Annotated in this window: 10 protein-coding genes and 1 pseudogene; 3 read left to right on the forward strand and 8 right to left on the reverse strand. The window is 38.1% G+C overall.

Annotated features, from left to right (window positions below):
- Position 1: 1 nt before the first annotated feature.
- From ACQ86H_RS14410 to recQ, 5 genes are all read right to left on the reverse strand, one after another.
- The gene (locus tag ACQ86H_RS14410; RefSeq protein ID WP_431295286.1) at positions 2-985 is read right to left on the reverse strand and encodes an FAD binding domain-containing protein; all 984 of its coding nucleotides are present in this window, start codon (positions 983-985) and stop codon (positions 2-4) included.
- Entirely contained in the window at positions 982-1605 is a 624-nt protein-coding gene (locus ACQ86H_RS14415) for a (2Fe-2S)-binding protein (RefSeq protein WP_431295287.1), read from the reverse strand. The genes ACQ86H_RS14410 and ACQ86H_RS14415 overlap by 4 nt, the downstream gene beginning before the upstream one ends.
- A 339-nt stretch (positions 1606-1944) precedes the next feature.
- Complete coding sequence (locus ACQ86H_RS14420; RefSeq protein ID WP_431295288.1) at positions 1945-2661, reverse strand: YqjF family protein; 717 nt, start codon at positions 2659-2661, stop codon at positions 1945-1947.
- Positions 2661-3473, reverse strand: coding sequence for a 3-deoxy-8-phosphooctulonate synthase (gene kdsA / locus ACQ86H_RS14425; protein WP_431295289.1), 813 nt, complete (start codon positions 3471-3473; stop codon positions 2661-2663). Before kdsA ends, ACQ86H_RS14420 begins: the two co-directional genes overlap by 1 nt.
- Before the next feature lie 89 nt (positions 3474-3562).
- Positions 3563-5752, reverse strand: coding sequence for a DNA helicase RecQ (gene recQ / locus ACQ86H_RS14430; protein WP_431295402.1), 2190 nt, complete (start codon positions 5750-5752; stop codon positions 3563-3565).
- Between the two features lie 91 nt (positions 5753-5843).
- On the opposite strand from recQ, the pseudogene ACQ86H_RS14435 reads away from it, so the two are divergent.
- Both ACQ86H_RS14435 and ACQ86H_RS14440 read left to right on the forward strand, forming a co-directional pair.
- Positions 5844-6811, forward strand: a pseudogene (locus ACQ86H_RS14435) (KpsF/GutQ family sugar-phosphate isomerase).
- A 15-nt stretch (positions 6812-6826) separates the two neighbouring features.
- Positions 6827-7918 (forward strand): mannose-1-phosphate guanylyltransferase, encoded by a 1092-nt coding sequence (locus ACQ86H_RS14440; protein WP_138821157.1) that lies wholly within the window; start codon positions 6827-6829, stop codon positions 7916-7918.
- 384 nt (positions 7919-8302) lie between these two features.
- Here ACQ86H_RS14440 and rlmB read toward each other — a convergent pair whose 3' ends face one another.
- A complete protein-coding gene (rlmB, locus tag ACQ86H_RS14445) occupies positions 8303-9070 on the reverse strand; it encodes a 23S rRNA (guanosine(2251)-2'-O)-methyltransferase RlmB (protein WP_138821156.1) in 768 nt (255 codons plus the stop codon).
- A gap of 200 nt (positions 9071-9270) precedes the next feature.
- Here rlmB and dnaB point away from each other — a divergent pair, with 200 nt between their 5' ends.
- The gene (gene dnaB / locus ACQ86H_RS14450; RefSeq protein ID WP_147228789.1) at positions 9271-10833 is read left to right on the forward strand and encodes a replicative DNA helicase; all 1563 of its coding nucleotides are present in this window, start codon (positions 9271-9273) and stop codon (positions 10831-10833) included.
- A gap of 473 nt (positions 10834-11306) precedes the next feature.
- On the opposite strand, the gene ACQ86H_RS14455 is transcribed toward dnaB, so the two are convergent.
- Positions 11307-11918: a chromate transporter gene (locus ACQ86H_RS14455; RefSeq protein ID WP_431295290.1), complete on the reverse strand. Its 612-nt coding sequence runs from the start codon at positions 11916-11918 to the stop codon at positions 11307-11309.
- Complete coding sequence (locus ACQ86H_RS14460; RefSeq protein WP_431295291.1) at positions 11915-12523, reverse strand: chromate transporter; 609 nt, start codon at positions 12521-12523, stop codon at positions 11915-11917. The genes ACQ86H_RS14455 and ACQ86H_RS14460 overlap by 4 nt, the downstream gene beginning before the upstream one ends.
- Positions 12524-12556: the final 33 nt, after the last annotated feature.

A 12556-nucleotide genomic window follows, 5' to 3' on the forward strand; every position in this document is an offset into this window, starting at 1 on the left:
ACTAGGCTTTTGATTTTGCAAGGTTTAATGCTTCAATAATCGTATTGGGTGCCAGTTTTAGTTTGAAATCATTTCCTCCAAAACTTTTTGCATCCTTCATGGCCAATTGCGCAGCCTGCTCAAAATTGGTTAAGCTAGCTTCTTTCCCTTTTAAAAAAATCTCTGATGTAGTTAAACGCCAGGGTTTATGCGCTACCCCACCCATTGCTAATCGAACATCAGTAATTTTATTATTGCTAATTTCAAATGCTGCTGCTACCGATACCAGTGCAAAAGCATAAGAAGCCCTATCCCTAACTTTAAGATAATGGTAATTTTTAGCCAGATTATTTAAAGGGATTTCTAGACGAATAATCATTTCATCGGTCTTTAAGTTATTGTCTAACTGTGGGGTATCCCCTGCTAAGCGATGAAAATCTTTAAATCGTATTCTACGTTCGCCTTTAGCATTGGCCACTATTACATCAGCATCTAAGGCGATTAAAGCTATACACATATCGCTGGGATGAACAGCAATACATTTTTCTGACGTTCCGAAAATAGCATGCATCCGGTTAAAACCATCCATTGCCCCACATCCTGTTCCCGGCTGGCGCTTATTGCATGGCATTTCTATATCATAAAAATATCCACAACGCGTACGCTGCATCATGTTACCGCCAACAGTAGCTACATTTCGCAGTTGTGCTGATGCTCCTGCCTTTAAGGCCAATGAAAGTAAGGGTAGTTTTTCTTTGATCAGATCGTGATCTGCAACCGCAGAATTGGAAGCCAGGGCACCAATATGGATTTTATTCCCAACCTGCTCAATCTGTTTTAACGGAATATGATTGATATCGATAAGCTTTTCAGGTGCAGTAACACCTCTTTTCATCAGATCAATTAAGTTTGTACCACCGGCAAGGAATTTTGCGTTTTTATCTTTTACCAATAAAGCAATTGCTGATTTTGCTGTGGTTGTTCTTAGGTATTGAAAGTTGATCATACAGTATCGCCTCCTTCCTTCACTTCAATAATTGCATCAACTATATTAGGATAAGCGCCACATCTACAGATATTACCACTCATATATTCGCTTATCTCAGCCCTGGAATTGGTATGGCCTTCGCGCACACAGGCTACGGCTGACATAATCTGACCGGGCGTGCAATAACCGCACTGAAATCCATCGTGCTTGATGAATGCAGCCTGCATAGGATGTAAAGTATCACCATTCGCCAAACCTTCAATCGTGGTGATTTTCTTTCCTTCGTTCATTACGGCTAAGCTGAGGCAGGAATTTATTCTTTGTCCGTCAACATGAACAGTGCAGGCGCCACACTGACCATGATCACAACCTTTTTTGGTACCTGTTAAATGTAATTCTTCCCGGAGATAATCTAAAAGTGTTACCCGGGGCTCTACCGTTGTTTGATAAGCTTTATTATTTACCGTAAGCTTTAAGGGGATTTTCTCAAAAAGTTCGGCAAAACGTTCATCCGTATTACTTTCAGCTGCTTTTATTGCAACGCTGGGCGTTAATGCAATGGCTGTAATTACGGAGCCTTTTTTGAGGAAATCGCGCCTGCTGTCGCCATGGTTTGGTTTCTGATCGGAAGATTTCATAATTGGATATTTAAATACAGATGTATACCCGGGACCGTCGTTTTGTCAAATTCTTTGATAAAACTACACTTCCAGCATATTTCTATCTTTAAATTTAATATAAAAAACTAAGGCTAACCCCTTCAAAATTAGTAGTAAAGGAAAAGTTACACCCCGGAGCTACATCAACAAATATAAAAACCAATTACTTCACGGATTGTTCGAACTTGTTTATTATAATGTTGCTTTTTTTATGCATCCCAATTATATTGGGAAGCATTTTGGTTTTAAGAGAAAAAATCAATTAAAACCTGGAGCGGTCATGATCATCGGATTTGATTCGAATCATGATAAGCTCATCTAAAATTGTTTTCCCTTAAGCACCCTGATTTCTGATCCTTCTGCTAAGAAAACAGAATCTGGCCGGGCATGATTTAAGAAGGCAAAATCATTACCATAATTTATTCCAAAATCGACGTTGATTTTATAACTTTTTAGCGGATAAGTTTGCCAGCGCGGATGTTCTACCCCATATTCAGAGGTTTTATTGTGACCAATATTTGTATAACCCCAGTAATGTTCGGTGATAAATTCTTCTTTGCTGCCAGGTGTAATTTCTTCTGCCTGAGCATTAGCAATAACCTGAAAATTATTCCATGTTTTATTTTTCCAAAGATACTCCACCTCAAGCTGGTTTTCCTGCGTTATCCAAACATGTTTCATTGGCAATGTCTGATAATTTTCTTTATAAATGGTATTAGCAACAAGTGTTATTGCGGGTAAAGGAACAATTTCTTTAACAAAAACAACTCCTCTTTTCCATTCTTTATCATCTTTGTATCGAACATAAAAGCGCAGGTTAACCTCCTCAAAATTAGTATGGAATGGAATATTAAAGCCTCGTAACTTTACATTAATAAACATAAAACCAACTAAACTCACATAGTACTTCCCTTGCCACGTATCTAATTCGGTATGCGGAGGAAGATATTTTTGAAGAATTGACTGATCTACAGCATATTGCGCAAGGGCTAACTTTCGCCATTCTGCAGTTAAGAAAACCTCTTTATTAGTCATTAAATAACAGCTTGTCTTAAGCGAACTAATTTCAATAAGGTTTCTTCGAGCAAGTCTAAATGAAGCATATTGGCACCATCAGATTTGGCATTTGCAGGATCAGGATGTGTTTCGATAAATAAACCATCTGCGCCAACTGCAATTGCCGCTTTGGCTATGGTTGAAATCAGTTCTGGTTTACCGCCGGTAACCCCGCTACTTTGGTTAGGTTGTTGTAAAGAGTGTGTACAATCCATCACTACCGGCACACCGAAACCTTGCATTTCAGGCAAACCACGGTAATCAACAATCAGATCCTGATATCCGAAGGTATTTCCCCTATCGGTTAAGATTACTTTATTATTTCCGGCTTCTTTTACTTTCTCTACAGCAAATTTCATAGAACCTGCGGAAAGGAATTGCCCTTTTTTAACATTAACTACTTTTCCTGTTTCTGCAGCAGCAATTAATAAATCAGTTTGCCGGCATAAAAATGCAGGGATCTGCAGCACATCTACGTAGGCAGCAGCCATAGCAGCCTCCGCACTTTCGTGAATATCAGTAACGGTTGGAACGCCAAATTCTCTACCGATCCTTTCTAAAATGCGTAAAGCTTTTTCATCACCAATGCCTGTAAAAGAACTCCCTTTGCTTCTATTCGCTTTACGGTACGAACCTTTAAATATATATGGAATGTGTAGTTTATCGGTAATGGTTATAATCTTATCAGCAATCCTCATGGCAATATCCTCGCCTTCAATAGCGCATGGACCTGCCATTAAAAAGAAATTTCCTGAATCTGTATTTTTTAATTTATCTAAATAATCTAGCATAGTTGAGATATGAGATATGAGATATGAGATAGGAGATATGAGATATGAGTTTGTCTCAAATCCAGGATCTCATATCTCATATCTGATTTTTAATTTCCTAATTCTGACATGAATTTAATCCGCATCAATTGAATTTCTTCACGGGTATAATCGGTTTCGCCCAATTCATTAAGCGCTTCGTCTATAGAATCGCTTTCGGCTGCTCTGAAATAATCAAAAACTTCATCTTGTCTATCATCATCAATTACTTCATCAATGAAATAGTTTAGGTTAAGTTTAGTACCAGAGTTTACAATCGATTCTACTTCTTTCAGGATTTCTTCGTAAGTAATGCCTTTCGAATCGGCAATGTCTTCCAAACCGATCTGTCTGTCGATATTTTGTATGATCGAAACTTTCATTTGTGATTTATTGGCCTGAGTTTTAATAATCAGATCGATAGGACGTTCGATATCGTTATCCTCGACATATTTTTTAATCAATTCGATAAAAGGTGTTCCGAATTTCATCGCTTTACCCGAACCTACACCAGAAATCTGGCGAAGTTCTTCCACCGTAATCGGGTAGTGTGTACACATTTCCTCTAATGATGGATCCTGGAAAACCACGAATGGCGGAACACTTTTCTGTTTTGCAATTTTTTTACGTAATTCTTTAAGCAGTGATAAAAGATGAGTATCTAATGCACCTGTGCCTTGTTTTACATCATCATCATCATCGTCAGCACCGTTCTCTATGGGTTCATTCAATATAAATTTAAGGCTATAAGGATTAACAATAAAATCTCTCCCTTGCTTTGTTAATTTCAATAAACCATAATTATCAATATCCTTAAAAAGATAATTGTTTAAAACAGCCTGGCGGATAATCGATTTCCACATCAACTCACCTTCTTCTTTACCAATTCCAAATTCAGGAACCTTGCTATGTTCGTACGCAATGGTTTGCGCCGTTTCTAAGCCTAAGAAAACATTCAGCAAATGCGCATCGTCGAATTTCTCTCCAGATTTCTCAATAAACTTTAATACGGTAGATAACTGACTTTCGGCATCAAACTGTTTTTTAGGCTTTTTGCAATTATCACACATGCAGTTACAGCCGGTTTCGTTAAAGTTTTCGCCGAAATAGTGAAGAATCTGTTTACGACGGCAAACACCAGATTCAGCATAATCTATCACTTCCTTTAATATCTGCGTACCAATTTCTCTTTCAGAAACTGGTTTATCTTTCATAAACTTGGCCAGCTTATCTACATCTTTTTGAGAGTAGAAGGCAATGCATACACCTTCACCACCATCACGGCCGGCCCTACCCGTTTCCTGGTAATAACCTTCCATGCTTTTGGGAACGTCGTGGTGAATTACAAAGCGTACATCCGGTTTATCGATCCCCATACCAAAGGCAATGGTTGCAACAATCACCTCAGCATCCTCCATCAAAAATTTATCTTGTGTTTCTGCCCTTACTTTTGGATCTAAACCAGCATGATAAGGCAATGCACTTATTCCGTTGAGGTTTAAAGCTTCGGCCACCTCTTCCACCTTCTTACGGCTGAGGCAATAGATAATTCCTGATTTACCCGGATTAGATTTGATGTATTTAATAATCTCTTTGGTAATATCTCTTTTTGGACGGATTTCATAAAATAAGTTCGGCCTGTTAAATGACGATTTAAATAATGTTGCTTCCGTCATCCCGAGGTTCTTCATAATATCCTGCTGTACTTTTGGCGTAGCAGTTGCAGTTAATGCAATAATTGGAATATTATTTCCCAGTCCTGCAATAACCTGCTTAATTTTCCGGTATTCAGGTCTGAAATCGTGCCCCCATTCAGAGATACAATGCGCTTCATCAACGGCAACGAAAGAAATTTTAATCAGATTTAAAAATTCAATATTGTCCTGCTTCGCCAAAGATTCTGGCGCAACATACAATAATTTAGTCTGACCGCTTAAGAGATCAGATTTAACTTGAGTAATTTCAGATTTGTTTAAAGATGAATTAAGGAAGTGAGCAATACTGTCATTTCCACCAAATGCCCTTAATTGGTCTACCTGGTTTTTCATCAATGCGATTAGTGGAGAAATCACAATTGCTGTTCCCTCGCTCATTAAAGCAGGTAACTGATAGCAAATAGACTTTCCTCCGCCTGTAGGCATAATAACAAAAGTATTATTGCCTTCTAAAATATTAGTAATGATCGACTCCTGATCACCCTTGAAATTATCAAACCCGAAGAAATTTTGTAGGTTATCAAATAACGACTTTTTCACGTCCATTTTGTGTAATAAAATATGCGATGCTATTTTTGTATCCAAAATAACATAATTTTACAAGAAATTCAAGTATTAACAAACAATTATTTTCTCTTTGAAAAGTAAAAAATCAATAATCCAGTCAGCTATAAGCACTTTAGAACTTGAAGCAGCCGCAATATTAAATGTTGCTAAGAATATTAACAAAGATTTTGAAAAAGCCGTATCAAGCATTTTACAGGGTAAAGGACGGGTAATTGTTACGGGTATCGGAAAAAGTGCAATAATTGCGCAAAAAATGGTGGCCACTTTTAATTCAACCGGTACACCTGCTATTTTTATGCATGCTGCAGATGCTATTCATGGTGATCTGGGCATGATTCAAATAGATGATATTGTCATCTGCCTTTCTAAAAGTGGAAATACGCCGGAAATTAAAGTACTTACCCCATTGTTAAAAACAGCTGGCAATCTCTTAATCGGGATGGTTGGTGAGTTGAATTCTTTTTAGCGGAGCAAGCAGATCTGATTTTAAATACTTCTTTCGAAAAAGAAGCCTGTCCACACAATTTAGCACCTACCACCAGCACTACTGCTCAATTGGCAATGGGCGATGCTTTGGCCATCTGTTTGTTAGAATGCAGGGAATTTAACGAAGCGGATTTTGCAAAATACCATCCGGGCGGATCGTTGGGTAAAAAACTTTACCTAAAAGCACGGGATTTAGCCTTATCAAACGAAAAACCTTCTATAAGCCCCACTGCCTCTGTAAAAGATGTATTGATTGAAATTAGTAAAAACCGTTTGGGTGCTGTTGCTGTTGTTGATTCAGCTAACCATGTATTGGGTGTAATTACCGACGGCGATATCAGAAGAATGTTAGAGAACAATAATTCTATAGCTGGTTTAAAGGCCGAAGATATTATGGGTAAAAGCCCTAAAAGCATACAATTTGATGCCTTGGCAGTTGACGCCTTAGACATTATTAAACAAAACAATATAACACAATTGTTAGTTCTTGAACAAAATACTTACTTTGGCATCATCCATTTACACGATCTCCTTAACGAAGGCATTGTGTAATTTTTAAAATTAAAAATGAATAAAAATTATTATGCATTAATTATGGCCGGTGGCGTCGGAAGTCGCTTTTGGCCAGTAAGCAGGACAGAGTATCCAAAACAATTTATCGATTTTTTCGGCGTAGGCAAGACCCTTATTCAAAGCACGTACGAAAGATTTTTAAATATCTGTCCTCCCGAAAATATTTTTATCGTTACTAACGAAATATATTCGGACCTAATTAAAGAACAATTACCTCAGTTATCGGATAACCAGATTTTGGCGGAACCTTTAATGAGAAATACGGCACCGTGCATTGCTTATGGCAGTTTAAAAATTGCGGAGCTAAATCCAAACGCCACCATTGTGGTAGCACCTTCCGATCATACCATTGCCGATATTGATGGCTTCATACAGTCTATTGAGCAATCATTAGATGCAGCATCTAAAAATGACTGTTTAATTACTTTAGGTATTAAACCAAACCGTCCCGACACGGGGTATGGCTATATCCAGCATACTGATTATGTGCTTAATACTGACACAGATCTGCATAAAGTTAAAACTTTTACTGAAAAGCCAAATTTGGAATTGGCAAAATCATTTTTGCAAAGTGGCGATTTCCTTTGGAATGCCGGGATTTTTATCTGGTCGGCTAAAGCGATTTTAAGTGCTTTCGAAAAATATCTGCCAGACATGTACGAAATATTTAATATTGGTAAGTCTGAATTGAATAATGGAGGAGAAAAGGCGTTTATCAATAATGCCTATCTGCAATGCACCAATATTTCAATCGATTTTGGCATTATGGAAAAGGCAGAGAATGTTTATGTGCTTCCATCTGACTTTGGATGGTCTGACCTGGGTACCTGGGCTTCTATTTATGAAATGGCTGAAAAAGATTATGTTGGTAACGCCGTTATTCCTTCAGAGCAGGTATTGATGTTCGATTCATCGAATTGCATGGTGAATGTTCCAAAAGATAAACTGGTTATCTTACAAGGGCTGCATGATTACATTGTGGTTGAAAACAATAATATGCTCATGATTTGCCCAAGAAATGAGGAGCAAAGAGTTAAAGAGTTTGTAGCGGAGGTTAAATCCAGATTTGGAAACAAGTTTATATAAAGATGGATGAGTTGAGATGTAAAATGGATGATGTAGCATAGTTGCCCATCATCCGTCTTACATTTTACCATCTTACTACTTATTGTAGAAAAATCCTGAAACAATTACCATTGACAGGACACCAATAGAAAGGTCGTCATCTCGACTTTAGCGCAGCGAAATGGAGAGATCTATTTAGTTAGATTTAGCTTCGCTGAGTACTCTGTGGTTCTCGACTACGTTGCACTCCGATCAAAATGACGGTAACTCGAGGGATTTTTAGGCGTCGATTATACTGTCATTTATATTGATTTTATGAAATAAATTAATCCTCAGTATGATGCACCCATGGAAAGCACTAATCTATATTAATTCCATAAACCCTCTTACCTTTTACATCTAACATTAAACCGTTCTCTGCCTAACTGCTTCATACAAAATTACTCCGGCAGCTACCGAAACATTTAATGATTCGATTTTACCAGCCATTGGTATTTTAGCTAAATGATCGGCTACCCTTAACAGATCATTAGAAATTCCTTCATCTTCTGAACCCATTACTATGGCAGTAGGCATGGTATAATCTGGTGCATAAATAAAATCACTGGTCTTTTCAGTACAAGCCACTATCTGCAGGCCACTTTCTTGCAGAAACAAGCAGGTTTTGTGCAGGTTGGCATGGCGACAAATCGGAATGCTAAATAATGCACCTGCAGACGTTTTAATAGCATCAGCATTAATTTGCGCCGCATTTTTTAATGGAACAACTATGGCGTGAACACCCACGCAAGCAGCCGTACGCGCTATTGCCCCCATATTGCGGACATCAGTTACACTATCTAAAACCAAAATTAATGGAACTTCGCCCTTTTCGAAAACAGCAGGAACAATGTCTTCAATGTTTTGATAGGTAATTGGAGAAATTACTGCAATTACACCTTGATGGTTTTTCTGCGACATGCGGTTCAGCTTCTCCACCGGAACCGAGTTTAATGGAATTAAGGTATCTTTTAGAAGGGCTTTTAACTCTAGAAAAAGTTCCCCGCCCAAACCGCGTTGCTGATAAATGGTTTCAATATCTCTTCCTGCTTTAACGGCTTCTATTACGGCCCTGATGCCAAATACAAACTCGTTATTCTCTTTTGCGCGTTGCGGTCTTCTAAAATTATCCATGTTTCGAAATTGTTAGGCAAAAGTATTCAAATAAAATGTTTTAGCCCTAATCAATGTACTCCTTATTAACATTTAATTGTTTAAAAATTTTTACAGCGTCGCAAATGCAATAAAATTTAATCTGATTATGCTTCAATTTGTTAACAAACAGCTAGTAACTAATTCAAGCAACCCCATCAAAATTTAATTACTTTTGTGGAATGAGTATCGATAATGAACAAGGCGGAAAGAACAGTATGACTGCAAGAAAAAGCAGGTTAAGTAATACCATAAGTTCACAGGGGAAAATTCCCCCTCAGGCATTAGATCTTGAGGAAGCAGTTCTTGGGGCACTAATGCTCGAAAAAGATGCACTTTCTGCTGTAATTGATGTTTTAAAGCCAGAGGTTTTCTATAACATTGCCCATCAGAAAATTTTTGAAGCGATTCATATTTTATTTCAAAAATCGCGACCAGTTGATATTTTAACAGTAACCGCTGAACTAAGGACTTTAGGTTCTCTGGAAATAGTTGGCGGTGCTTATTACATTACGAGTTTGACCAATCGCGTTGCTTCTGCAGCGAATATTGAGTTTCATGCCCGTATTATTTCTCAGAAATACATTCAGCGTGAGTTGATCAGAATTTCGACTGAAATTATTACAAATGCCTACGAAGATACCACTGATATTTTTGATCTCTTAGATCAGGCAGAAAAAGGGCTTTTTGAAATCGCCCAGAATAACCTGCGTAGGGATACGCAAAAAATGGACGATATTATCAAACAATCGTTAGCCACACTAGAGGAACTCCGTACCAAAACAGATGGTTTAACTGGTGTACCAACAGGTTTTACAGGATTAGATAGAATAACTGGTGGCTGGCAAAAGCAAGATTTAGTAATTATCGCTGCACGTCCGGCGATGGGAAAAACGGCCTTTGTATTAACCTGTGCGAGGAACGCCACCGTCGATTTTGCAAAACCAACCGTAGTATTCTCACTGGAGATGTCGTCGGTTCAGCTGGTGAATCGTTTAATTTCTGGAGAAGCAGAAATTGAGCAGGAAAAAATCAGAAAAGGAAATTTACAGGAATGGGAATGGCAGCAGTTACACAGTAAAATTGGCCGCTTAACCGAAGCTCCCCTCTTAATTGATGATACACCTGCACTAAATATTTTTGAATTCAGGGCAAAATGCCGAAGGTTAAAATCACAATACGATATCCAACTGGTAATTGTCGATTACTTGCAGTTGATGCATGGTAAAGGCGAAGGAAAAGGCGGTGGTAATCGTGAGCAGGAAATTGGTAGTATATCGAGAGCGCTAAAATCAGTTGCTAAAGAACTTGATGTTCCGGTACTGGCCCTATCGCAGTTAAGTCGTGCGGTAGAGAGTAGACCAGGTTTACAGGGAAAAAGACCAATGTTATCCGATTTACGTGAGTCGGGTTCAATTGAACAGGATGCGGATATGGTATTGTTCTTATATCGTCCTGAATATTATGGTATTACCGAGGATGAGCAAGGAAGATCGCAGGCTGGTATTGGTGAGGTGATTATTGCAAAACACCGTAACGGTGAAACCGGAATTGTACCGCTTAAATTCGTTGGTAAATTTGTGAAGTTCGTGGATCTGGAAGATGATTTTAATGCTCCGCCAAATTCATTTGCTGCAGATCCGTCTGCTGGAATGTATCCATCTCAGGATTTCGAAAAACAAAGCAATGTCATTATCCGTCCTTCAAAAATGGATGATTATAATGATGATGATCCACCTTTTTAGAAAATCCCACACGACCTAAAATGCTCCAAAATCTTCATGTCATAGATATGATTTTTGTGAGATAATTATTCCTCTTGGGGCGACAGACTTCAATAGATTGATCGTCATTCCCGCGCAGGCGGGAATCTTAATCTCTAGGCTTATGGCATTAAGATTCCCAATCAAGTTGGGAATGACGACCCCACGCAATGTATTAATTCATTTAAATTCCCCTGTCATTCATGTTCTTTTTTCTGCAATAAACTACGTAGTCATAGCAAAAAAGTATTTCGACTTTAATAAAAAGCAAAACTATGGGTACTGGCACAAAAAAACTGGCCTGGTAGCAGAAAGCCAATCAATCTAAACCCGATAAAACGAATGCTCCCGATTCTTCATCGGAGCAGCAGTGATAGCGGGACTACATTAACTTATATAGTACTGTAATTGCTTTTCAAATTATAGTTAAGATTCAAAACCTTCATCTGTTATTACTAAAATAAATATCCAATTAATATACCTGCTAATACAATAACAGGTGGACTAACTTTAGTAAAATTTAACAATAAAAATGTAGCGATCATAATCCCTAAAAACACCCAGTTAAAGCCCATTGGTATTAATAGTAGCACAAAAGCCGCAATAATAAATCCAACGCTAACGGCATTAATTCCGGAAAGGCTATGACGGATTCTGGAAATCTTTTTCAGATCGTCCCAAAACGGTACAATAAATAAAACAAGGATGAGTCCTGGTAAGTTAATGCCGATTACGCCAATTAATCCGCCTAAAATCTGCCCCCATAATCCGTATCCAAAGTTCTTCATACTTAATGCACCTAAGTAACTGGTAAAAGAAAATGTTGGACCAGGTAAGGCTTGCTGTAATGCAAAACCCGATAAGAATCCGGATGAAGGCAAATAGTGTTTCATCTCTACAAACTCAGTAAACATTAAAGGCACAAGCACCTGTCCGCCTCCAAAAACCAATATTCCGTTACGGTAAAAGTTTTCGAGTAAACGGATGGGTAAACTAAAGGGCGATGTTCTATTGATAATGGCACCTACCAAGGCGAATAACAGCAAAGCACCTAAAAAGTAGATCATTTTTTTAGGGTTGATGTTCGAAAAAGTTTCACCCTCAATTCCGTTTCTTCCTTCGGCGTTTCAATGGCTGAAGAAATCATTCCGCCGATCAATATAGAAAGTGGAAATACATAAGCATTTCTTAAAACTAATGTAACAATAACCGAAGCAATGGCCAGGAATATAGAAACCTGAGAGGATAAAACCTTTTTGCCTAGTTTCCATGCGCCATAAGCTACAATCCCTAAAGCAATGGGCTGGATATATTCTAAAATATCGTTAAACTTTTGTTTTTGATCAAGTAAAGCATAACTAATTGCTGCAAAGGTCATTATGGTTGCAGTAGGCAATATCCAGATCAGGAAAGTGATAATTGCCAGTTTAAGTTTTCCAACCTTCCAGGCTATCCCAACAAGGGTTTGTGTCGATGCTGGTCCGGGTAAAACCTGTGCCAGTGCATTCAGCTCTAAAAGTTCTTCCTCTGAGATAAATTTGGCGCTCTGAACAAAATATTTAAGCAACAAAGCAAGGTGTGCCTGCGCCCCGCCAAAAGAAGTGAAAGTAAAAAAAATTACATTCCGGATAAACAGCCACTGCTTTTTGGCAGCGATGGGTTTGGTTTGCATTAATTCAAAGCTAATAACTGTTAACTGAAAATT

The organism is Pedobacter sp. P26 (assembly GCF_050632135.1).
Taxonomy (GTDB): Bacteria; Bacteroidota; Bacteroidia; order Sphingobacteriales; family Sphingobacteriaceae; genus Pedobacter.